Source organism: Duganella sp. P38, assembly GCF_050859475.1.
Classification (GTDB): Bacteria; Pseudomonadota; Gammaproteobacteria; order Burkholderiales; family Burkholderiaceae_D; genus Rugamonas.
The window spans coordinates 3,136,532-3,158,604 of the sequence record NZ_CP193936.1 but is presented as its reverse complement, the minus strand read 5'-3'; the positions used below and the strand labels follow the sequence as shown (position 1 = coordinate 3,158,604).

Here is a 22,073-nt window from a genome sequence, read left to right as displayed (position 1 = left end):
AAGGCCTTATTTTGGTGCGGACAGCCTGGCTGGTTCCGCCGCTGGTGCGCCGCCCGGCATGTGCAGCGCGCGCGTCAGGAAGCCCCAGCGGTCGGCCACTTCCTCGATCTGCTTGCTGGTCGGCTTGCCGGCGCCGTGGCCCGCCTTGCTGTCGATGCGGATCAGGATCGGCGCGCCGCCCGGCGCCTGGTCGGCCTGCGCGGCGGCGGCAAACTTGAAGCTGTGGGCCGGCACCACGCGGTCGTCATGGTCGGCGGTGGTGATCATGGTGGCCGGATAGCAAGTACCCTTCTTCAGGTTGTGCAGCGGCGAGTACTTCACCAGCGCCTTGAACTCTTCCGGATTGTCGGACGAGCCATAGTCCGAGGTCCACGCCCAGCCGATGGTGAACTTGTGGAAGCGCAGCATGTCCAGCACGCCCACCTGCGGAATCGCCGCCGCGAACAGGTCCGGGCGCTGGGTCATGGCCGCGCCCACCAGCAGGCCGCCGTTGCTGCCGCCGCCGATCGACAGCTTGGCCGGCGAGGTGACCTTGTGCGAGATCAGCCATTCGGCCGCGCCGATGAAGTCGTCGAACACGTTTTGCTTGTGCAGCTTGGTGCCGGCCGCGTGCCACGATTCGCCGTACTCGCCGCCGCCGCGCAGGTTGGCCATGACGTAGACGCCGCCCATTTCCAGCCACGCCAGGTTGGCCACCGAGAAGGCCGGCGTCAGCGAAATATTGAAGCCGCCGTAGCCGTACAGGTAGGTCGGGTTGTTGCCGTCGAGCTTGAGACCTTTTTTCGAGACGATGAACATCGGCACCTTGGTGCCGTCGCGCGAGGTGAAGAATTCCTGGCGGGTTTCAAACGCGCCCGGATCGAAGTCCACCTTGGGCTGGCGGTAGACGCTGCTCTTATTGGTTTTCAGGTCGTAGCGATAAATGGTCGACGGCGTGTTGAAGCTGGTATACGAGTAGAAGGTTTCGGTATCCGCGCGCTTGCCGCTGAAGCCGCCGGCGGTGCCCAGGCCCGGCAGTTCGATGTCGTGCAGCGCCTTGCCCTTCAGGTCGTACACTTTGACCAGGCTGTGCGCATCGCTCAGGTAGTCGACGATCAGCTGGTTGTTGACCAGCGACGCCGACACCATGGTATTGCTGCTTTCCGGCACCAGCTGCTTCCAGTTCAGCACGCCCGGCTTGCGCGTGTCGATGCTGACGATGCGGCCACGCGGCGCGTTGCGCTCGGTGCGGAACAGGAACACCGGGCCATCGTTGCCGATGAAGTCATAGGCGGCGTCGAAGTCCTCCAGCAGGCCGACGACCCTGGCGTCCTTCTTGCCCAGCTCCTTGTAGAAGATGCGGTTCTTGTTTTCCGTGCCCTGCGAGGCGTTGATGATCAGGAAGCGGCCGTCCTCGGTGACGTCGGCGCTGAAGCCCCAGTCCTTGTGGTCCGGGCGCTCATACACCAGCTCATCGGCGCTTTGCGGCGTGCCGAGCTTGTGGAAATACAGCTTCTGGAAGTAGTTGACATCGGCCAGCTTGGTGGCCTCCTTCGGCTCGTCGTAGCGGCTGTAGAAGAAGCCGGAGCCGTCGTGCAGCCACGCGGTGCGCGAGAACTTGACCCACTTGATGTGGTCCTCGACATCGTTGCCGGTGTCGATGTCGCGCACCTTGATCTCGTTCCAGTCCGAGCCGGAGGCGGCGGTGCTGTAGGCCAGGTACTTGCCGTCCGGGCTGACGGCCAGGCCGGCCAGCGCCACGGTGCCGTCGGCGGCCAGCGTGTTCGGGTCCAGCAGCAGGCGCGGCACGTCGGCCAGCGTTTTCATCGTGTACAGCACCGACTGGTTTTGCAGGCCGTCGTTGCGGCTGTAGAAGTAGCGGCCGCCTTCCTTGAACGGCACGCTGAAGCGCTCGTAGTTCCACAGCTTGGTCAGGCGCTCCTTGATCGCCTCGCGGCTCGGAATCTGCGACAGGTAGCCTTGCGTCAGCTTGTTCTGCGCCTCGACCCAGTCCTTGGTTTCTGCGCTGTTGGCGTCTTCCAGCCAGCGATACGGGTCGGCGATGACGGTGCCGTGATAATTGTCCTGCTGGTCCACGGTGCGCGTGACCGGGTAGTTGACGGCGGCGCCCGGCGCCGGGCAGGTCTGCGCCATGGCGGCTTGGGAAATAATCAGTGAAGCCAGTAGTGCTTTACGTTGCATGTGATCCGTATCCAGGTAAGGTTCATCAGGAACACAGATCATAACGCGTAGCCGCCGGCTTAGCAAAAAACCAAAGCATTTACCTGGCGTAGCCCGCTTCCGCCTCGTCCGTTTGCAGCGCCTGCTCGGCCACCGACACCGGCGCGCGCCACTTCTCCAGCCAGCCGGTCAGCTGGTCGGCCGGGATCGGGCGGCTCATGAAGTAGCCCTGGCCCTGGTCGCAGCCCAGCGCTGCCAGCAAGCGCCACACGGCCTCGCTCTCGATGCCCTCCGCCACCACGCGCAAGCCCATGTTGTGGCCGAGGTCGATGGTAGAACGGACGATCTTGGTGTCGCCCTCGTCCTTTTCCATGTTCAGCACGAAGGACTTGTCGATCTTCAGCTCGTTGACCGGCAAACGCTTCAGGTAGGCCAGCGACGAGTAGCCGGTGCCGAAATCGTCGATCGACAGGTCCAGCCCCATGGCGCTCAGGCGCTCCAGCGTGTGCTGCGCGCGCACCGGGTCGTCCATGATGGCGCTCTCGGTGATCTCCAGGCAGAACGAACCGGGCGTCAGCTTGTGCCGGGTCAGCAGGTCGGCAAACTTGGCCGGCAGGTCCTGGTCCAGCAGGTCGCGGGTCGACAGGTTGACCGAGACTTTCAGATGATGGCCCTGGCTGGCCAGCTCGCGGCACAGCTCGGCCGAGCGCTCCATCACCCAGCGCGTCAGCTGGCGGATAAAGCCGGTCTGCTCGGCAAACGGGATGAATTCGTCGGGGAACACATTGCCGCGCTCGGGATGCACCCAGCGCACCAGCGCCTCCATGCCGACCACCTTGCCGCTGGCCAGCGCGATTTTCGGCTGCACGTGCAGGCGGAACTCGTTGCGCTCGACCGCGTTGCGCAGTTCGGTCAGCAGCGACAGGCTCTTGGCGCTGCCCTTGTCCATCGCGGCGTCGTACAGCACGGCGCCGTCGTTGCGCTGCTTGGCGGTGTACATCGCCACCTCGGCCATGCTGAGCAGCGTTTCGCCGTCGTCGGCGTTGTCGGGATAGCCGGCGATGCCGACGCCGGCGCCGATGTCGACCATCTGGTCTTCCAGCGACAGCGGCGTTTCCAGCGCCTGCAGGATTTCCGCCGCCATCATCTGCGCGGCGTCGACATTGGCGGCCGGCAGCAGCACGGCGAACTCGTCGCCGCCCAGCCGCGCCACTTGCGCCGACAGCTGGCGGCGGTTGGCCAGCAGCAGTTGCAGCCGCCCCGCCACCTGGCGCAGCAGCGCGTCGCCGAAGCTGTGGCCCATGACGTCGTTGACGTGCTTGAAGCGGTCCAGGTCCATCATCAGCACGAACAGCGCCTCGCCGCGCCGCTGGGCGTCGATCAGCGCATCGTTCAGCAGCAGCACGAATTGCGCGCGGTTCGGCAGGTTGGTCAGCGTGTCCCAGTATGCCAGCCGGCGGATTTCCTGCTCGCGCTTGGAGATGCCCTCGCGCATGGCGTCGAAGGCGTGCGCCAGCTGGCCGATTTCGTCCTCGCGGCGGCTGTCGATCGGCGTCTTGTAGTCGCCGCCTTCGAGGCGCCTGGCGGTGACCACCAGTTCGCCGATGGGCTGGGCGATGCGCTTGGCCGTCAGCACGATGATCACCACCGAAATGATGATGCCCACCAGCGTCAGCAGCAGCAGCCAGCGTTCCAGCCGGCGGTATTCGGCGGTGGCCTCGTCGATCGAGCGCGCCAGCAGCACGCTGGCGGTCTGGCCGTTGTCCTCGCCGATCGACAGCAGCCGCGCGCTGAATTGCACGGTTTCGACGCTGATGTCGAACGGCTTGGCCGGCACCTTGTCGCCATAGGCCTGCAATTGCTCGACCACCGACTGCGCCGACGGCCCGACGAAGGTGGAGCCGGCTTGCAGCCACTTGCCCTGCGGGCTGCGCGTCAGCACTGTGGTGTGCAGCGAGCTGACTTCGCGCATGTCGTTGGCCAGCTGGCGGTCGATCGGGAAGGTCATGACAATCCAGCCAATGGTGATCGGCGCCTTGACCGGCATGGCGACGATCTGGAACGGCCGGTGGTCGACGATGGCGATGCCGTTGGCGCCGTCGGCGGCCTCGGCCGCGTCCAGCATCGACAGCGCGATGGTCTCCAGCGCCGCCGATTGCGCCGGGTTGGTGGTGGCGCTGATCTTGCGTTCGTCGCTGATCAGCATCGACAGCGAGGCCTTGATGCGGCGGCCGCTGTTCTCCAGCGCCGATTCGATGGTGGCGCGGTCGCTTTCATCGTTGTTGCCGATGGCCGCGACAAAGGCGGTGTCGCGCGCCAGCAAGCGCGCGCCGAAGCGCAGGCTTTGCGCGTTCTGCTCCAGCAGCCGGGCGAAGACCTTGGTGCCGTTGTTCAGTTCATTGCTGATGGCGACGCGCGCGTTGTTGTCGATGCCGTGCTGGATCACCAGCAGCCCGATCAGTTGTACCGCGACGATCAGCACCAGGAACAGCGTGACGATGCGGCTTTCGATGCTGTGAAAACGCAAGTCCAGTTTCATGTGCCGGCGTCTCCCGTCACGGGCGGCTTCATCGGCAGCTTGAACAAGGCGGTTGCCAGCTCGCCGGCCTTGACCGTCAGCGTCTGCTCGGGCGTCGCGCCGCCGGCCGTGTTGTAGTGCCAGGCCTTGACCACGTACTTGCCGGCGGCCGGCAGCTCGATGCGCGCGGCGCCGGCGCCGTCGGTTCTGGCGAAGTACGGCGTGTCGACCACCTTGATGTAGGCGATCATCTTGTCGTGGATGTTGCAGCCGAGGACCACGGTGCCGGCCCGGTCGAACACCTGCGGCGAGGCCGCCTGGCCCGAATACAGCTTCTGGTCGAACTTGTGCGCCGGCGAGAACGAATAGATGTGGTGGCGCACCTTGTCGTTATTGGGGAAGTTGATGGTGGCGCCGGTCTGCACCACCGTCACCAGGGGCAGGAACTTCAGGCCCTTCTGCTCGATCAGCGCGGCGGCCGGCTTGCCGCCCGCCGGGGCCGCGCCTTCCGGCTCGATATAGATCACGGTATCGGGTAGCGCCTTGCCAGCCGCATCCTGCACCTGCACCGCCACGCCGCTGGCGCCGGCCGCTGCCGCTGCCGCCAAAAGCAAACTCAAGAACACCATACCACGCAGGCTTCCACGCATATTGCATTTTCCTTAAGTCATCATGCGGTAACAGACGGACAGTATGATCGTACAGTTAAACCGACATTTGGCAAACGATTCATTGTGAACTCCGCCCTGCAGCCAGCTTTTGGCGCCACCGTCACCTACCTGAAACCTCGCGACAACGATGAGGACGCCATGTTGCGCGCGCACTTATACGAGATCCTGGCGCGCAAGCAGCTTAGTGCGCTGTTTCAACCGATTGTACACATGCAGACCGGCGAAATCATCGCCTATGAAGGTTTAATCCGCGGCCCGTCCGACACGCCCTTGCATTCTCCGATGAATCTGTTCAAGGCGGCGCGCGCCAACGGCCTGACGGTGCAGGTCGAGCACCTGTGCCGCAAGGTGGTGCTGGAGCGCTTCGCCGAGCTGCAACTGCCGGGCAAGCTGTTCCTCAACGTCAGCCCGGAGTCGCTGCTGCAGCGCGACGCCCGCCACGGCGAAACGCTGGAAGTGATCCACCAGATCGGCATCAACCCGGACCGCGTGATCATCGAGCTGACCGAAAACCAGCCGACCTACGATTACGAGCTGATGCGCGAAGCGGTGCTGCATTACCGCAAAATGGGCTTTCAGATCGCTATCGACGACCTCGGCGAAGGGTTTTCCAGCCTGCGGCTGTGGTCGGAATTGCGGCCGGAATACGTCAAGATCGATATGCACTTCATCCAGGGCATCAATCACGATCCGGTGAAGCTGCAGTTTGTGCGCTCGATCCAGGAAATCGCCGAGAAATCCAACACGCGGGTGATCGCCGAAGGCATCGAAACGCAGGCCGAGCTGCTGGTGCTGCGCGACGTCGGTGTGGCGCTCGGCCAGGGCTACCACCTGGGCCGGCCGCATCCGCTGCCGGCACGGGCGGCGCCGGCCGAGGTGGTCAAGGCGCTGGCGCGCAACGGCGTGGCGGTCTACCCGCAGCGCGGCCACGACAAGCATGGCGCCACCATCCACAAGCTGCTGCACCCGGTGCAGGCGGTGTCGGCCGGCACCAGCAACAACGAGGTGTACCAGATTTTCCAGCAGGCGCCCAAGCTGCAAATCATTCCGGTGGTGGACGACGGCCAGCCGCTGGGCCTGATCAACCGCTTCGACATGATCGAGCATTTCGCCCGGCCCTACGAACGCGAGCTGTATGGCAAAAAGCCGTGCACGCAGTTCATGGACCGCACGCCGCTGATCGCCGACCGCAGCACCACCCTGCAGGAGCTCAGCTACCGCATGGCGGCGGCCGACGCCCACCACCTGTTCAACGGCTTCATGATCACCGAACACGGCCGCTACCTCGGCATGGGCACCGGCCACGACCTGATGCGCGAGCTGACGCAACTGCAGATCCATGCGGCGCGCTATGCCAATCCGCTGACGCAACTGCCGGGCAATGTGCCGATCAACGAGCATATCGACCGGCTGCTGGAAAGCGGCACCCGCTTCTGGGTCTGCTATTTTGACCTCGACCATTTCAAGCCGTTCAACGACGTCTACGGCTATCGCCGCGGCGACGACGTGATCCAGCTGACCGGCAACATCCTCAGCGGCCACATCGATCCCGACCGCGATTTTGTCGGCCACATCGGCGGCGACGATTTCATGGTGCTGTTCCAGAGCGAGGACTGGGAGCGGCGCTGCCAGTCGGTGCTGGACGAGTTCGGCCGCAATGTGCCGGATTTCTACAGCATCGAGGACCGCGAGCGCGGCGGCTACCTGAGCGAGGACCGCCAGGGCAAGAAGGTGTTTTACTCATTGATGAGCCTGTCGATCGGGGCGATCCGCGTCGAGCCGCGCCAGTACTACACCCATCACCAGATCGCCACCGCGGCGGCGGAGTCCAAGAAACAGGCCAAGAAGATCCACGGCAACAGCCTGTTCCTCGACCGCCGCGCCCCCGCCCGTCACGCGCGCGCAAACGACAACGATAGCTAGCGCAGACACCCGCGCAACGGATGGGCGTCGCGCCAGCGGCGGGCCAGCTCATGGGCGCTGGCGATGGCTTGCGGCGTCATCGCCAGCGACATCTTGCGGCGGTTGCTGACCGCCGCCACGTCGCCGCCCTGCGCGGCCAGCGTCAGCCACATGAACGACAGCGCCGGATCGCGCGCCACGCCGCGGCCGCTGCCGTACATGCCGCCCAGATTGAACTGGGCCAGCGCGTGATCCTGCTCGGCCGCCTTGCCATACCAGTCCACCGCCTGCGCATCGTCGCGCTCGACGCCGAGGCCGTTGGCGTACATCACGCCAAGGTTGTTCTGCGCGCTGGCGTCGCCCTGCTCGGCGGCGCTGCGATACCAGGCGGCCGCCAGCGTATCGTCCTTGTTCACGCCATGGCCGTTGGCGTACATGACGGCGACGTTGAATTGCGCATGCGGCGTCCCCTGCTCGGCCGCCAGCCGGTACCACGCCAGCGCCTGCCGCTCGTCGCGCTCGACGCCGCGGCCGCGCGCGTACATGCCGCCCAGGTTGTACTGCGCCAGCGCGTGGCCGGCCTCGGCGGCGCGGTGATACCAGGTGAACGCCAGCTCGTCGTCCTGCTCCACGCCCTTGCCGTTGGCCAGCATGACGCCAAGGTTGAACTGGGCGTCGGCGTCCTCCTGCTCGGCCGCCCGCAACAGCCAGGCAAACGCGCGCTGCGGATCGGCCGCCACGCCCAGCCCTTCGGCATAGGCGACGCCGACCAGCCGCTGCGCCACCGCATCGTCCTGCGCCGCCGCCTGCCTGAACCAGGCCACCGCCTGCGCCTCGTTGCGCGCGACGCCGCGCCCGTGCTTGTACATCAGGCCGAGATGCAGTTGCGCGTTGGCGTCGTTTTGCAGCGCGGCCTTGCGGAACCACGCCAGCGCCATCGGATAGTTGCGCGGCGCGCCACGGCCGTTGGCGTAGGCTTCACCGAGCAGGGTTTGCGCGCTGGCCAGCCCCAGCTCGGCGGAGCGGCAGAACCAGCACAGCGCGATGTCGTCGCTTTGCGCGACGCCGCGCCCTTTTTGAACATCAGGCCGAGGTTTTGCTGGGCCGAGGCATCGCCCTGATGGGCGGCGCAGCGGAACCAGTGCAGCGCGTGGTGGTCGTTGTTATCCACCCCGCGGCCGTAGTAGTACATCGCGCCCAGCTGGTTCTGCGCATAGGCCAAGCCCTGGCAGGCCGCCTTGCTCATCCAGTGGAACGCTTGCGCCTCGTCGCGCGCGACGCCGTCGCCGGTCTTGAACATGCGGCCGAGGTTGAACTGCGCGTAGGCATTGCCGCGCTCCGCAGCCTCCAGGAACCAGCGGTAGACGTCATGAGCTTCTTTGGCCGAGCACTGTTTTTTCACGATACACCTCTGACCAACATGACAACATTGTTGATGGAAGTGTAAAACGCGGTCCCGCCGGGGATTTGACGACGCTCAAACGGGCTGGCCGCGCTTTTGCAGGAATTGCGGCACCTTGGCGGCCGCCAGCTGGTTGACCGCCACCAGCAGATCGGTGTCGATCTGGCCGATGCCATAGCTGGAACGCAAGTGCTGGCCGATGTGGATCAGCACCTGCGCGGCGACCTCGGCGTCGGCCTCGGCCCGGTGGGCGGCGCTGGCGAAGCGGATGCCCAGCGAGCCCGACAGATGGCCCAGCTTGTAGCTGCCGAGCTGCGGGAACACGCGGCGCGACAGTTTCAGCGAACACACCAGCGCGGCATGGCGCGGCGCCAGATTCAGCCGCTGCGCCTCGGCGCGCAGGAACTTCTCGTCGAAGCTGGCGTTGTGGGCCGACAGCGCGTCGCCGCCGATGAAGTCGAGCAGCTCCGGCACCACCTCCGAGGCCGGCGGCGCGCTGTCCACCATCGCCTGCGTGATGCCGGTCAGGCCGGTGATGAAGGCGGGAATGCGCACGCCGCAATTCACCAGCGACACGTAGCGCTCGACCACCTGGCCGCCAACGATGCGCAGCGCCGCCACCTCCGTGATGCGGTCGCCCTGCACCGGCGTGAGGCCGGTGGTTTCAAAGTCCAGCATGACTATCGGTTGATCGAACATATATATATATGAATGGTTTATCCGAATTTGCGTACCGCGTCCAGCGCCAGACCGGCGCCGATGCTGCCGAACAGGTCGCCCTCGACCTTGCGCGCGGACGGCACCAGCGCGCCGATGCGCTCGCGCAGCTTGCGCACGCCGCTGGAACCGCCGGTGAAGAACACCGTGTCCACATCCTCCGGCCTGACGCCGGCGTCGCGCAGCAGGTCCAGCACCGTGCGCTCAACCGAGCCGACCAGGTGGTCGATGGCGTCGTCGAACTGGGCGCGGTGCAGGTCCAGCAGCACCGGCGGCGCCAGCCGGTCCAGCGCCAGCTGCACTTGAGCGGCGCCGGACAGCGCGATCTTGCCCTCTTCGGCCTTCATCGCCAGCCAGTGGCCGGCGCGCTCGTCGATCAGGCGCTGTAAACGGCCCAGTTTTTCCTGCTCGGCCGAATCGCGCAGCAGGTCCGACAGCTGGGTCCACATCTTCTTGGTATCACCTGGTTGATGGTGTGCCAGGTGGCCAGGTTGAAGAAATAGCTGGACGGCACTTCGCTATTGTTGCGCAGGCGGCTGCCGTAGCCCAGCAGCGGCATGATCGACGACAGGCTGAGGTATTTATCGAAGTCGGTGCCGCCGATGTGGACGCCGCCGTTGGCCAGGATGTCGTCGCGCCGCTCGGCCTGCTTTACCCGTTCCGGCGACAGGCGCACCAGCGAGAAGTCCGAGGTGCCGCCGCCGATGTCGGCGATCAGCACCAGTTCCTCGCGCTCGATCTGCGATTCGTAATCGAACGCCGCCGCGATCGGCTCGAACTGGAAGGAAATGTCCTTGAAGCCGACCGCGCGGGCCACTTCGGCCAGCGTGTCCTCGGCCAGCTGGTCGTTTTCCTTGCTGTCGTCGATGAAATGGACCGGGCGGCCGAACACGGCCGAGGTGAACTCGCGGCCGGCCGAACGTTCGGCGCGGCGCTTCAGTTCGCCAATGAACTGGGACAGCAGCATGCGGAACGGCAGCGCGCGGCCGCCGACCTCGGTCTGGCCGTCGATCAGGCTGGTGCCGAGCAGGCTTTTCATCGAGCGCATCAAGCGCCCCTCGTAGCCGGCCAGGTATTCGGCCAGCGCAGCGCGGCCATAGGTGACGTCGTCGTCATCCGCATTAAAGAAGACCACCGACGGCAAGGTCGTCTTGCCATCCTCCAGTCCCAGCATCACCGGCTGGCCGGGACGCACCCAGCCGACGGTGGAATTGGACGTGCCGAAATCGACGCCGCAAGCGATGCTCATCTTGCCCCTTCCGTTCAGGTAAAGGGGCGGGATTCTAGCAGATAAAGGCCGGCCCCGCCAGCCATTGCGCCATAACCACAGGCGGGCAGATATTTCCCACCAGAAATGCGATATTTGTTGCCATGTGGTAATTTGTTATTTATCCTTGTTCAACTAGTAAGAGAGCAGCCAGACGATGAGCAAATCCAAGCTGACAGTAGAACATGGCGCCAGCGCGCTGAAAGCGGTGATCGCCAGCGAGAACCGCCGCGTCACATCGTACGACGTGGCGCAGGTGGCCGGCGTGTCGCAGTCGGCCGTGTCGCGCTGCTTCAAGCCGGGCGCCAGCGTATCCAAGGCCACTTATGCGCTGGTGATGAAGGCGGCCGCCCTGCTCGACTACATCCCGAACGCCGCCGCCCGCAGCCTGATCACGCGCCGCTCCAACATGGTGGCGCTGATCATCACCAACCAGGCCAACCTGTATTATCCCGAGCTGCTGGCCGAAGTCAGCCAGCAGTTCAGCGCGCGCGGCAAGCGCGTGCTGCTGTTCACCTTGCAACGCGAGGCCGAGGTCGACCGCGCGCTGGCCGATGTCTGGCAATACCAGGTCGATGGCGTGATCGCCGCCGCCCGCCTGTCCGGCCAGCACGTGGCCGAATTCGCGCGCCGGCGCATGCCGCTGGTGCTGTTCAACCGCGCCATGCGCGACCACGCGGTCAACACCGTCAGTTGCGACCACGCCGAGGCTGGCCGCCTGCTGGCCACGCGCCCGGCCGCGGCCGGCCACCGCCAGTTCGCCATCATCGGCGGCGGCATGGACTCCAGCGTGGCCAGCGAGCGGCGCCGCGGCGCGGTCGAGCGCCTGGCCGAACTGGGCCTGCCGGCGCCGGTGGTGGTGGCGGGCGACTACGACTACCGCAGCGGCGCGCTGGGCCTGAAGGCCGTCATTGCGCAGCTCGGCGGCGTGCCCGACGCGGTCATCTGCGGCAGCGACGTCATGGCCATCGGCTGCCTCGACTGCGCCCGCCACGAGCTGGGACTGGACGTGCCGGGCCAGCTGTCGGTGGCCGGCTTCGACGCGGTCGAGCCGTCCGCCTGGATCAGCTACAAGCTGACCACGTTGCGCCAGCCGATGCAGAAAATGGCGGCCGCGGCCGCCGAACTGCTGTGCGCGCGCATCGACCGCCACGACACCGATACCGAAAGACGCATGTTCAGCCCGCAGTTCATCGAAGGCGCGACCGCGCGCCGGCGCCCGCCGGCCGCGCCGCCGGGGCATCGGGCGCTACCGGCTTGCCGCCGGCGGTCGCTATAATGTAGCGGATGAACCAGCCGACCGCCCCCAATTCTCCGCGCTTCACCCCGCAAGGCCTGCTACCTACCGCCGAACAGACCGCCATTCAGCTGGCGCAGCACAAGGTGGTGCTGGTCGACGCCAACGCCGGCGCCGCCAAGACCACCACGCTGGCGCTGCGCATCGGCGAGGCGCTGGCGCGCAAGCTGGCGCCGGAACAGATCCTGGCGCTGACCTTCACGCCGGAGGCGCGCGAAGTGCTGCGCCGCCGCCTGCTGGAAGTGGGCGTGCCGGCGCCGCTGGCCGCGCGCGTCGCCGTGATCAGTTTCGACGATTTTTCCGCCTGGATGATGGACCTGGCCGACGGCGACGACGTGCGCCAGTGCCGCGACCTGCGCGCGCTCAAGGATGCCGCGCTGCGGGCGATCGACCGCGCCGGCGAGCGCTACGCCGGCAGCGTCGACGGCCTGGAACTGCATACCCACAGCCTGGCGCTGGCGCAATTCCTCGAAACCCAGCAGCACCTGAAAGCCACGATGGCGCTGCAAACCGACGTCGAATTCATGGGCCACGAGGAGGCCGCCGAATTGCTGGGCATCCCGCTGAGCGACTACCTGACCACCATCGAGTACGAAACGCTGCGGCTCGACGGCGGCGCCGGCGCGCTGTTTCGCGGCCCGTTCGACGCCACCTACGACCTGGCCTGCAATCTGCACGGCGGCGCGCGCCTGGCCGCGCAGTTACCCGACTACCGGCTGGTGCTGTGCGACGAGTTGCACGACCTCAACGAGGCGGCCTTCCGCATCCTCGAAGCGCTGATCGAGCGGCCGCCATGCTTTTTCGTCGGCGCCGGCGACAAGGATCAGGTGATCCACGCCGGGCTGGGCGCCAGCGACCAGTTCCTCGGCCGCCGCTTCGGCGAGCGTTTTCCCAGGCTGGTGCGCTACCCGCTGACGCGCACCTACCGCCACGGCCCGCACCTGGCCTGCGCCATGGCCGAGTTCAAGCAAAAGCCGGTGGAGTCTGGCCTGCCGCTGCGCACCGAGATCGTCCAGGCCCACTATGACGACGCCGCCGGCTGCGCCCAGCGCGCCGTGGCGGCCGTGCGCCAGTGGCGGGCCGACGGCCACGCCCTCGACGGCTGCGCCATCCTGATCCGCGACCGCCACCAGTCGATGGCGATCGAAAACGCGCTGATCGAGGCCGATATCGACTACCGCACGCCGCCGATGGCCGGCTATCTGCAGCGCGACGAAATCCTGTTCCTGCGCGGCCTGCTGGCCATCGCCCTGCGCGATTTCGCGGCGGTGAAGTCGGAACCGGTGCGCCTGGCCATCGTCGATGCGCTGGTCGCCTTCAGCGAAATGAAGTTCGCGGCGCGCAGCATGGACAACTTCAAGCAACAGATCCTGAAGAGCCCGGAACTGCTAGGCGAGCTGTTCCTGATCGAGGACGAGCGCCGCGACGGCGTCGCAGCCGGCTACCGCGACGTCGCCAGCGAGGGCACCAGGCGTGCGGTGATCGCCGCGCTGGCCTGGCTGGCGACGGTCGACGCCGACGCTCCGGCCGCCGCCGTGCTGACCGAATTGTGCGAGCGGGTGCAGCTGGCCGCCACCGCGCGCCGCATCTTTGTGCGCGCTTACGACGCCGGCGTCATCAATAAATCGATCGCCGGCCTGTTGCAGGCGGCCGCCGCCTCCGGCCACAGCCTGCGCGAGTTCTGGCAGGCGGTCAACGCCCGCGAAGCCTTCATCCGCCGCAAGCGCGACCGCAAGTCGGTGCTGATCGAATGCGCCGCCAACGCCAAGGGCAAGGAGTTCGAGCACGTGATCCTGCCGTTCCTGGAGGAAGGCGAATTCCCCCATCCGGCGCAGCCGCGGCGCGAGGAAGAAAACTTGTTCTATGTGGCGGCAACCCGCGCCAGATCACGCTTGACGCTGCTTTCGCCGACCGCCGCGGCGCGCCGCAGCAGCTTCATTGCGCAGATGCGCCTGCCTAAATCTTCAGCAGCAGCGGAGGCCGCCCTGGAGCGCAACCAGCGCGCCCCGCGCGCCGCTCCGGCAACGCGCCACTACTTGGACGCCGGCTTCCACGAGAAGGACCAGGTCAAGGCGCTGGGCGCCAAGTTCGACATCGCCAGGCGCGCCTGGTATGTCGAAAGCGAGATGGATTTGACGCCCTTTTTATCTTGGTTGAAAAAATAATGCAGGACACCAATATTTCAACGGGAAACCCTTATATAATACTGCTCGCGGGCTGCGGAACAGCCTCACACCTAGCGTGTCCCCACAAACAAAACCAATTCGGGAGTAATTTCGATGAAAGCTAAAACCAATATCCTGCTGGCAGCCTGCACCATCGCACTGCTGAGCGCATGCTCGACCCCAGCACCTGCACCAACCCCGGCGCCAGCACCGGCACCTGCGCCAGCCCCGGCCCCAGCGCCAGTGGCCGCACCAGCACCGGCGCCAGCACCGGCACCGCTGCCAGCGTACCTGGACCCAAACAGCTCGATCTACAAAAACCGTAGCGTCTACTTCGACTTCGACAAGTACACCGTCAAGCCGGAATTCGACGCCCTGGTCGCGGACCACGCCAAGTTCCTGTCGGCTAACCCGAACGTAGCAATCAAAGTCGAAGGCAACACCGACGACCGCGGCGGCGCGGAATACAACCTGGCCCTGGGCCAGAAGCGCGCCCAGGCCCTGATCACCGCCCTGAAAGCACAAGGCGTGAAAGACGGCCAGATGGAAGCCGTTTCGTACGGTAAAGAGAAATCGACCGGCACCGACAACGCTGCCCGCGCGCACGACCGTCGCGACGACATCATCTACCCAAGCAAGTAATTGATGTAGTATCGAACGCCCGGCACCGCCGGGCGTTTTTCATTGCGGCTCTCTCTTTTGAGAGCGGCGCAAAGCTGTGGTAGTCGTTATGCTGGAAGTTTCCGTTCATCCCAAACAGGCGAAGGAAGTTTCATGAAAAATCTCACTACTGCCGCCGGCGCTCCCGTCGTCGACAACCAAAACACCCAGACCGCCGGCCCGCGCGGCCCGGTCCTGCTGCAGGATGTATGGCATCTGGAAAAGCTGGCCCACTTCGCGCGCGAAGTGATCCCCGAGCGCCGCATGCACGCCAAGGGCTCCGGCGCCTACGGCACTTTCACCGTCACCCACGACATCACCCGCTACACCAAGGCCGCGCTGTTCTCGGAAGTGGGCAAGCAGACCGACGTGTTCATGCGCTTTTCGACCGTGGCCGGCGAGCGCGGCGCCGCCGACGCCGAACGCGATATCCGCGGCTTCGCCGTCAAGTTCTACACCGAGCAAGGCAACTGGGACATCGTTGGCAACAACACGCCGGTGTTCTTCTTCCGCGATCCGCTCAAGTTCCCGGACCTGAACCACGTGGTCAAGCGCGATCCGAAGACCAATCTGCGCAGCGCCGAGAACAACTGGGACTTCTGGACCCTGCTGCCGGAAGCGCTGCACCAGGTCACCATCGTCATGAGCGACCGCGGCATCCCGAAGGGCTACCGCCACATGCACGGCTTCGGCAGCCACACCTTCTCCTTCATCAACGCCGCCAATGAGCGCTTCTGGGTCAAGTTCCACTTCGTCTCGCAGCAGGGCATCGAGAACCTCAGCGACGCCGAGGCGGCCGCACTGGTCGGCGCCGACCGCGAAAGCTCGCAGCGCGACCTGTTCGACGCCATCGAGCGCAAGGAATTCCCGCGCTGGAAACTGGCGGTGCAGATCATGCCGGAAGCCGATGCCTCCAAGGTGCCGTACCATCCGTTCGACCTGACCAAGGTGTGGCCGAAGGGCGACTACCCGCTGATCGATGTCGGCGTGCTGGAACTGAACCGCAACCCGGAAAACTACTTCGCGGAAGTCGAGCAATCGGCCTTCTCGCCGGCCAACGTGGTGCCGGGCGTGAGCTTCTCGCCGGACAAAATGCTGCAATCGCGCCTGTTCTCGTATGGCGACGCGGCGCGCTACCGGCTCGGCGTGAACCACCACCAGATTCCGGTGAACGCGCCGAAGTGCCCATTCCACAGCTACCACCGCGACGGCGCCATGCGCGTGACGCCGAACGGCGGCGGCCAGACGCCGTATGAGCCGAACAGCCGCGGCGAATGGCAGGAAAGCCCGCAGTTCAAGGAACCGCCGCTGTCGCTGGAAGGCGCGGCCGACCACTGGAACCACCGCGTGGACACCGACTACTTCTCGCAACCGGGCAATCTGTTCCGCCTGCTGACCGACGACAAGAAGCAGCTGCTGTTCGAAAACACCGCGCGCGCGATCCATGGCGTGTCGAAGCCGGTGCAGCAGCGCCACATCGACAACTGCACCCAGGCCGATCCGGCCTACGGCGCCGGCGTGGCAGCGGCGATCGCAGCGCTCGAAGGCAAGTAACTGCGGTACAATGGGGCGGCTTAGTCTCTACGCCGCCCCATTGCACTGATGCCCCTTGTATTCCTGATCCTGGCCCTGCTCTGCCCCTGCGCCGCCGCGCAGCAGATCGCATGGCTGTGGGACGGCGCCGCGCTGCCGCCATGGTCGCAGCCCGAAGCGGCCGTCCTGCAACGTCACATTCTTCTCAGCGGCGACGCCGCCCTGACCCGCCCGCGCGCCCGCTGGCCCGCCGCCTCGCGCATTACGCCGGTGGTGCATGTGGAAGTCAGCACCGTCAATCCGCCCATCGATATCGAACGCCGCCGCGCCATGATCCTGCGCGCGATGCACGAGGCGGCGACCGTCAGCACCTCGGGCTGGGTGCAGCTGGACATGGAGGCCAGGCCTTCGCAGCGCGTGTTCTATCGGTCGCTGGTGCGCCAGCTGCGCGCCGATCTGCCGCCGCAAATCAAGCTGTCCGTTACCGCGCTGGCCTGGTGGTGCCGCTCGCCGGCATGGCTGGACGATCTGGGCGCCGACGAAGTGGTGCCGATGTTCTTCCGCATGGGCCGCGACAACGCCGCCCTGCGCCGCGTCATCGAACAATCGCCCGCGACGCTGCACGCCAGCTGCCGCACTGTCGCCGGCTTTTCGCCGCAAGAAGCGTTTCCGCCGCAGGTGGCGGCGCGCTACCGCAAGACCTATTGGTTCGACCGCTACGCATGGAAGCGTGGCACAGATATCGGGAGCACTCCATGAATCGTTCTTATCGTCCCGGCGCCCTGGCCGCCGTCGCGCTGCTGGTCGCCGCCAACGCCGGCGCCAGCGGCGACGTCGCCTACGACCGTTACACCAACCGGCTGGGGGCGGACATTGCGCTGAACCGCTATCAGGCCGGTGAGCTGGGCGTGGTGCTGCCGTCCTACGCGCGCAGCTATTTGTATGCCGCGTGGCGCGGCGTGATGCTCGGCGCGCCGGGCCTGAAGGCGTCGCCGGGCATGGCCAACGGCCTGACGGTCTCGGTCGAGGGCCGTCCGGGCGGTTACGGCGACTGGCGCGAAAGCGCGCCGAATAACGTCTACGATGGCTGGCGCCTGGCCGTCAGCGCTGCGCTGAAGCGCGAAGTGCTGCCGGCGCGCGACAAGGACAATGTCGCCGCCACCTATCGCGCCTGCCCGGACAGCAGCTACGCCTTCGCCACGCAAACGCTGAACGCGCTGGCCCAGCGCGAGGACGCGACGCCGGTGCGGCTGGCGGCGTGGGTCAACACCCAGCGCCAGGTGTTCCGCATCTGTGGCGACGATCCCGAAGCGAAGCCGCCCGGCTGGGGCCAGGCCAGGCCGGCGGTGGCGCAGCCGGCGCCGCTGCCGGCGTCGGAAGCGCTGTACTGGCGCCAGATGCAGGAATACCAGTTGGCTTCCGCCGCCTTCTACGCGCAGGACTACGCCGCCGCCAACCGGGTCTTCGCGCGCATCGGCGCCACCGACAAGCATCCGCTGCGCCACTGGGGAGAATACCTGGCGTTGCGCGCGCAGGCGCGTCTGGCCACTTATGTGCCGCCGGGCGTATCGCAGGAAGAGCGCTGGCGGCGCGAGCGTGAAATCGCATCCGAGGGTCCGGAGGCGGCGGCCGCACGCGAGGCCGCGCAGCAGAAAGTCATGGACGCGATCCAGCGCAGCATCGATCACATCCTGGCCGATGCTTCGCTCAAGGACATGCACGAAGACGCCCGCGCCATCGGCCGCAGCATGCGTGCGCGCCTGACGCCAAAGCTGCGCTTCGCGGAACTGAGCAAGGCGCTGGACAATCCCAACGCCGATCCCTACGCCGAAGACAAGTTGGGCGATTGGCGCCTGCTGGCGGATCGACTGATGCCGGTGGACGCCATGCGCAAGAACGTCGGCTTCATCGACTGGATCCAGAGCGTGCAGTGCTACGGCGGCGCGCAGGCTAGCACCTGCGCGCCGGAACGCGAACATGCGCTGGCGCAGTGGCGCCGCTACGCCAGAGAAGGCAATACGCCGCAGGCGCGCGTCTGGCTGATGGCGGCGACCATCAACCACAGCACGCTGCCGGCGGATGTCGAGAAAGCGGCCTTGCAGGTGCCGGAAAATGCGCCGGAATATCTGACCGTCCGTTATGCGCTGGCGCGGCACTATCGCCTGACCAGGCAGGCCGACAAGGCGCGCGTGCTTGAGGATGCGGTGCTGGCCAGCGGCGCGCTGCAACGCGCGGCGTCACCAAGCGCGCGCAATCTGTTTCGCCAGGAGCGCTTCGCCATCGCGCTGACGCCGGCGGAAGCGGCGGCTTACCTGATGCGCGGCCTGGCCGAGCGCCGCGACGCCGACACCGGCGAGAAGGCCGGCAGCCAACCGCCGGTCGAAGAACTGGCGGCGGACGGCCAGCGTTGGCTGAACAGCGGCCTTGCCACCGCCGACCTGTTCGCGCTAAGCGCCGACAAACGCCTGCCGGCGGCGCTGCGCACGCGCATCGCCATCGCGGCGTGGATGCGTTTTGACTTGCTTGGACAGGAAGCGCCGGCGCTGGCTGCCGCGAAACAGGTCGAGCAAAGCGCGCCGGCGCTGGCGCCGGTGATGCGCGAGTATCAAAAACTGGCAACGGTGCAGGAGCGTCGTCACTGGATGCTGGTCAGCGCGATGAAATGGCAGCTCACGCCAACGCTGAACGGCTGGACCGCCACCCGCGCCGACTTTGCGCAGATGCCGCAAGATGAAACCACGGCCAGCATGTGGTGCAAGCTGCCGGCCAAGGCCGGGGTCGAGGTCGACGAGGACGTCGCCACCGAACAGGCGCCGCCGGCGCCGGAAACCGGCAATGCCGCCGTGCGAAACAAGGAGCTGGCGCAGCTGGGCGCTTTGAAGACCGCCACCGGCTTTGTCGGCGACCACGTGCTGCGCCGCGCGGCGGCGATGCCGAAAGATCCGGAGCTGCCATGGCTGTTGCACACCGTGGTGCAATCGACGCGCGGCGGTTGTCTGGACGCGGATGCGAAAACGCTGTCGAAGCGCGCCTTCACGCTGCTGCACAAGGTCTACGGCAATACCGAGTGGGCGGGCAAGACGCCTTACTTCTACTGACCTGCTTCAAACGTTGGCGCATCCCTGGCCGGTAGCCGCACGCCCCGATCGGCACGTCACGCGGTAGCCATGACTCCCGACCGTTGCAGCAGCGTTTCGCAGCGCTTGGACAGGTGTTGGACCTGGAGCGTCTTGCCGGCTTTGGCATAACGCTCGCTCAGCGTGGCCACCGCCACCACCGCCGAATGGTCGGCCAGGCGCAGATCGCGGGCGTCGAGCACCACGTGCTGCGGATCACCCTGCGGATCGAACAAGGCGTTGAAGTGGGCAACGGAAGCGAAGAACAGCGTCCCATGCGGCGTATAGCGCTTCACGCCATCGACGCTGCTCACGTCCGCGCGGATATCGCGCGCATGGCGCCAGGCGAAGCTCAGCGCCGCGATAATGATGCCGCACATGACCGCCATCGCCAGATCGGTCGCCACCGTAATCGCCGTCACCGCCACAATCAGCAAGGCGTCGTGACGCGGCACCTTGCCCAGCACACGCAGCGAACCCCAGGCAAACGTCTCCTGCGCCACCACGAACATCACGCCCACCAGCGCCGCCAGCGGAATCTGCTCGATAAGCGGCGACAGGAACAGAATAAACAGCAGGATCATGATGCCCGCCACCGCCCCCGACACGCGCGTACGGCCGCCGGAGCTGAGGTTGATCATGGTCTGGCCTATCATCGCGCAGCCGCCCATGCCGCCGAACAGGCCGGACGCCACATTGGCCGCGCCCAGCGCCACACATTCACGATTCGGCAAGCCGCGCGTCTCGGTGATTTCGTCGGTCAGGTTAAAAGTCAGCAGCGTTTCCAGCAGGCCCACCATCGCCATCAGGAAGGCGTACGGCAGCACAATACGCAGCGTCTCCAGATTCATCGGCAGCTCCGGCAAGGCAAACGACGGCAGGCCGCCGGCGATATGCGCCATGTCGCCCAGCGTGCGCACCGGCAGATGCAGCGTTGCCGACAACACGCCGACGCCGACAATCGCCACTAGCGCGGGCGGCAGCGCCTTGGTCAAGCGCGGCAGCAGATACACGATCAGCATCGTCAGCAGCACCAGGCCGCACATCCACGCCAGCGCCGCGCCCTGCAACCAGCCGGCGCCGTCCTTGAAATGTTGCAATTGCGACCACGCAATGACGATCGCCAGCCCGTTGACGAAACCCAGCATTACCGGATGCGGCACCATCGTCACCAGTTTCCCCATTCGCAGCACGCCAAACAACAGCATGATCAGCCCGCTCAACACGACGGTGGCGAGGAAATACTGCAAGCCGTGCTGTGCAACCAGGGCCACGATCACCACCGCCATCGAACCGGCGGCGCCGGAAATCATGCCGGGACGACCGCCGAACAAGGCGGTGATAGTGCAGATGAAGAAAGCGCCGTACAGCCCGGCCAGCGGATTGAGATGCGCAACCAGCGCAAAAGCGATGCACTCGGGCACCAGCGCGAATGACGTGGTCAAGCCCGCCAACGCGTTTTTAGAGAAATTCATGAGGGAACAAGCCGGAAAGAAACGATGCGGATGAGCAACAGCCCTGCATTTTACACGCAATGCAGAGTTTTACTCATCGCTATGGGTGAAGTGGCGCACATTCAGCACCGGGGTGACAGGAGCACAATGGCAACGCATTCCCGATCAACTATTCAGTCAACTACGCCATGACTACTTTGATATCCGCCAGCTACGCCTTGCAACGCCAAAAACTCGCCGTGGAAAGAACGCTGTATGCGCGCTCGGCGGAAGAATCGCAACTGGCGGCCCGGTGGGCCAGCGCCTGGCACAAACTGGTGCAGCGCAAGCTGGACCAGGATCTGGCTGCGCGTCTGCCGGCGCGGGCGGATTTCGGTGGTTTCCTGATCAATCCGCCATCGCGCGTACTGCACTAATCACTTCTTATGCCGCGTAACGTTGCTGGGCCGGGGCCGATTTATTGACGCGGCCCTGGTAGCAGCTGCCCGCGCGGCGCTCCATGCCATCACGGTCCAGCACGGTCACGAGGCCGCGGCGGTAGGTAATCAGGCCTTCCTGGGCCAGCTTGCCTGCCGCGCCGGTGATGCTCTCGCGGCGCACGCCGAGCATATTGGCGATCATCTCCTGGGTCACTTTCAGCTCGTTCGACAGCGAACGGTCGAGGCGCTCCAGCAGCCAGCGGCACAGCTTCTGCTCGATGCTGGTATGACGGCTACCGGCCACGCTCTGCGCCAGTTGGGCGAACATCATGCTGGTATAGCGCATCAGTTGCTGGGCCAACGGGCCGCCGCTATAGAACACGTCGCGCAGCACCGAGGTTTTCAGACGGTAGCCATAGCCGGCGGTCTGGACCACGGCCGCGTAGCTGGCGCGCTCGGTCGGATGCAGCGCCACGCCCACCACACCTTCGCGGCCGACAACAGCGATCTCGGTGGTCGCACCATCTTCCATGACATACTGCAGGGAAACAATGGCGTTGGTCGGGAAGTAGGTGTACTCGACGGCGTCACCAAAATCAAACAGATGCTTACCTTCCGGCAACGTGACCAATTCCAGGTCGCCGAACAGGGCGAGCAGATCATCGCGCGACAGGGCGCGCAGCAAATCGTTCTGTTGCGCGCCGATCAGGCTAACGGTCTGTTGGGCGGCTGGTGCGGTATGGATTGCGTTCATGGTGTGCCTCTGTAAGTGTCTGTCTGGTTGATGTAGAC

Annotated in this window: 15 protein-coding genes and 2 pseudogenes; 8 read left to right on the top strand and 9 right to left on the bottom strand. The window is 65.8% G+C overall.

Annotation, left to right across the window (positions count from 1 at the left end):
- Nucleotides 1-6: 6 nt before the first annotated feature.
- The 3 genes from ACRQ5J_RS14655 to ACRQ5J_RS14645 all read right to left on the bottom strand — a co-directional run bounded on the left by ACRQ5J_RS14655 (nt 7) and on the right by ACRQ5J_RS14645 (nt 5,307).
- The gene (locus ACRQ5J_RS14655; protein ID WP_432377635.1) at nt 7-2,181 is read right to left on the bottom strand and encodes a prolyl oligopeptidase family serine peptidase; all 2,175 of its coding nucleotides are present in this window, start codon (nt 2,179-2,181) and stop codon (nt 7-9) included.
- Nucleotides 2,182-2,260: 79 nt separating this feature from the next.
- Entirely contained in the window at nt 2,261-4,699 is a 2,439-nt protein-coding gene (locus ACRQ5J_RS14650) for a putative bifunctional diguanylate cyclase/phosphodiesterase (RefSeq protein WP_432377634.1), read from the bottom strand.
- Nucleotides 4,696-5,307 carry a methylamine utilization protein gene (locus tag ACRQ5J_RS14645; protein ID WP_432377633.1) on the bottom strand — a complete coding sequence of 204 codons (612 nt, stop codon included), beginning with the start codon at nt 5,305-5,307 and terminating at the stop codon, nt 4,696-4,698. The genes ACRQ5J_RS14650 and ACRQ5J_RS14645 overlap by 4 nt, the downstream gene beginning before the upstream one ends.
- 180 nt (nt 5,308-5,487) lie before the next feature.
- On the opposite strand from ACRQ5J_RS14645, the gene ACRQ5J_RS14640 reads away from it, so the two are divergent.
- Entirely contained in the window at nt 5,488-7,272 is a 1,785-nt protein-coding gene (locus ACRQ5J_RS14640) for a GGDEF domain-containing protein (protein ID WP_432383655.1), read from the top strand.
- On the opposite strand, the gene ACRQ5J_RS14635 is transcribed toward ACRQ5J_RS14640, so the two are convergent.
- The 4 genes and pseudogenes from ACRQ5J_RS14635 to ACRQ5J_RS14620 all read right to left on the bottom strand — a co-directional run bounded on the left by ACRQ5J_RS14635 (nt 7,269) and on the right by ACRQ5J_RS14620 (nt 10,619).
- Nucleotides 7,269-8,189: a tetratricopeptide repeat protein gene (locus tag ACRQ5J_RS14635; protein ID WP_432377632.1), complete on the bottom strand. Its 921-nt coding sequence runs from the start codon at nt 8,187-8,189 to the stop codon at nt 7,269-7,271. The two genes, ACRQ5J_RS14640 and ACRQ5J_RS14635, sit on opposite strands and share 4 nt — an antisense overlap.
- Before the next feature lie 224 nt (nt 8,190-8,413).
- A pseudogene (locus ACRQ5J_RS14630) lies at nt 8,414-8,551 on the bottom strand (sel1 repeat family protein); the annotation flags it as partial.
- A 177-nt stretch (nt 8,552-8,728) separates the two neighbouring features.
- The gene (locus ACRQ5J_RS14625; protein WP_432377631.1) at nt 8,729-9,352 is read right to left on the bottom strand and encodes a 3'-5' exonuclease; all 624 of its coding nucleotides are present in this window, start codon (nt 9,350-9,352) and stop codon (nt 8,729-8,731) included.
- Between the two features lie 17 nt (nt 9,353-9,369).
- Nucleotides 9,370-10,619, bottom strand: a pseudogene (locus tag ACRQ5J_RS14620) (Hsp70 family protein).
- 175 nt (nt 10,620-10,794) lie between these two features.
- Here ACRQ5J_RS14620 and ACRQ5J_RS14615 point away from each other — a divergent pair.
- From ACRQ5J_RS14615 to ACRQ5J_RS14590, 6 genes are all read left to right on the top strand, one after another.
- Nucleotides 10,795-11,916 (top strand): LacI family DNA-binding transcriptional regulator, encoded by a 1,122-nt coding sequence (locus ACRQ5J_RS14615; protein WP_432377630.1) that lies wholly within the window; start codon nt 10,795-10,797, stop codon nt 11,914-11,916.
- Nucleotides 11,917-11,924: 8 nt separating this feature from the next.
- Complete coding sequence (locus ACRQ5J_RS14610) at nt 11,925-14,099, top strand: 3'-5' exonuclease (RefSeq protein ID WP_432377629.1); 2,175 nt, start codon at nt 11,925-11,927, stop codon at nt 14,097-14,099.
- A gap of 114 nt (nt 14,100-14,213) precedes the next feature.
- Nucleotides 14,214-14,741 (top strand): OmpA family protein, encoded by a 528-nt coding sequence (locus tag ACRQ5J_RS14605; protein ID WP_432377628.1) that lies wholly within the window; start codon nt 14,214-14,216, stop codon nt 14,739-14,741.
- 132 nt (nt 14,742-14,873) lie between these two features.
- The gene (locus tag ACRQ5J_RS14600; RefSeq protein ID WP_432377627.1) at nt 14,874-16,313 is read left to right on the top strand and encodes a catalase; all 1,440 of its coding nucleotides are present in this window, start codon (nt 14,874-14,876) and stop codon (nt 16,311-16,313) included.
- A 48-nt stretch (nt 16,314-16,361) separates the two neighbouring features.
- Entirely contained in the window at nt 16,362-17,051 is a 690-nt protein-coding gene (locus tag ACRQ5J_RS14595; RefSeq protein ID WP_432377626.1) for a hypothetical protein, read from the top strand.
- Nucleotides 17,048-19,390 (top strand): hypothetical protein, encoded by a 2,343-nt coding sequence (locus ACRQ5J_RS14590; RefSeq protein ID WP_432377625.1) that lies wholly within the window; start codon nt 17,048-17,050, stop codon nt 19,388-19,390. The genes ACRQ5J_RS14595 and ACRQ5J_RS14590 overlap by 4 nt, the downstream gene beginning before the upstream one ends.
- 56 nt (nt 19,391-19,446) lie before the next feature.
- Here the strand turns inward: ACRQ5J_RS14590 and ACRQ5J_RS14585 are convergent, their stop codons facing one another.
- Nucleotides 19,447-20,883, bottom strand: a complete 1,437-nt coding sequence (locus ACRQ5J_RS14585; RefSeq protein WP_432377624.1) for a SulP family inorganic anion transporter — start codon at nt 20,881-20,883, stop codon at nt 19,447-19,449.
- A gap of 167 nt (nt 20,884-21,050) precedes the next feature.
- On the opposite strand from ACRQ5J_RS14585, the gene ACRQ5J_RS14580 reads away from it, so the two are divergent.
- Nucleotides 21,051-21,278 carry a hypothetical protein gene (locus tag ACRQ5J_RS14580; RefSeq protein WP_090187632.1) on the top strand — a complete coding sequence of 76 codons (228 nt, stop codon included), beginning with the start codon at nt 21,051-21,053 and terminating at the stop codon, nt 21,276-21,278.
- Nucleotides 21,279-21,285: 7 nt separating this feature from the next.
- Here ACRQ5J_RS14580 and ACRQ5J_RS14575 read toward each other — a convergent pair whose 3' ends face one another.
- Complete coding sequence (locus ACRQ5J_RS14575; RefSeq protein ID WP_432377623.1) at nt 21,286-22,035, bottom strand: Crp/Fnr family transcriptional regulator; 750 nt, start codon at nt 22,033-22,035, stop codon at nt 21,286-21,288.
- Between the last annotated feature and the right edge of the window lie 38 nt (nt 22,036-22,073).

Bases quoted from the DNA above. Each gene is read 5' to 3' on its own strand.
- ACRQ5J_RS14655 (WP_432377635.1), bottom strand. From the start codon at position 2,181: ATGCAACGTAAAGCACTACTGGCTTCACTGATTATTTCCCAAGCCGCC.
- ACRQ5J_RS14650 (WP_432377634.1), bottom strand. From the start codon at position 4,699: ATGAAACTGGACTTGCGTTTTCACAGCATCGAAAGCCGCATCGTCACG.
- ACRQ5J_RS14645 (WP_432377633.1), bottom strand. From the start codon at position 5,307: ATGGTGTTCTTGAGTTTGCTTTTGGCGGCAGCGGCAGCGGCCGGCGCC.
- ACRQ5J_RS14640 (WP_432383655.1), top strand. From the start codon at position 5,488: ATGTTGCGCGCGCACTTATACGAGATCCTGGCGCGCAAGCAGCTTAGT.
- ACRQ5J_RS14635 (WP_432377632.1), bottom strand. From the start codon at position 8,189: ATGGCGCTGGCGTGGTTCCGCAAGGCCGCGCTGCAAAACGACGCCAAC.
- ACRQ5J_RS14625 (WP_432377631.1), bottom strand. From the start codon at position 9,352: ATGTTCGATCAACCGATAGTCATGCTGGACTTTGAAACCACCGGCCTC.
- ACRQ5J_RS14615 (WP_432377630.1), top strand. From the start codon at position 10,795: ATGAGCAAATCCAAGCTGACAGTAGAACATGGCGCCAGCGCGCTGAAA.
- ACRQ5J_RS14610 (WP_432377629.1), top strand. From the start codon at position 11,925: ATGAACCAGCCGACCGCCCCCAATTCTCCGCGCTTCACCCCGCAAGGC.
- ACRQ5J_RS14605 (WP_432377628.1), top strand. From the start codon at position 14,214: ATGAAAGCTAAAACCAATATCCTGCTGGCAGCCTGCACCATCGCACTG.
- ACRQ5J_RS14600 (WP_432377627.1), top strand. From the start codon at position 14,874: ATGAAAAATCTCACTACTGCCGCCGGCGCTCCCGTCGTCGACAACCAA.
- ACRQ5J_RS14595 (WP_432377626.1), top strand. From the start codon at position 16,362: ATGCCCCTTGTATTCCTGATCCTGGCCCTGCTCTGCCCCTGCGCCGCC.
- ACRQ5J_RS14590 (WP_432377625.1), top strand. From the start codon at position 17,048: ATGAATCGTTCTTATCGTCCCGGCGCCCTGGCCGCCGTCGCGCTGCTG.
- ACRQ5J_RS14585 (WP_432377624.1), bottom strand. From the start codon at position 20,883: ATGAATTTCTCTAAAAACGCGTTGGCGGGCTTGACCACGTCATTCGCG.
- ACRQ5J_RS14580 (WP_090187632.1), top strand. From the start codon at position 21,051: ATGACTACTTTGATATCCGCCAGCTACGCCTTGCAACGCCAAAAACTC.
- ACRQ5J_RS14575 (WP_432377623.1), bottom strand. From the start codon at position 22,035: ATGAACGCAATCCATACCGCACCAGCCGCCCAACAGACCGTTAGCCTG.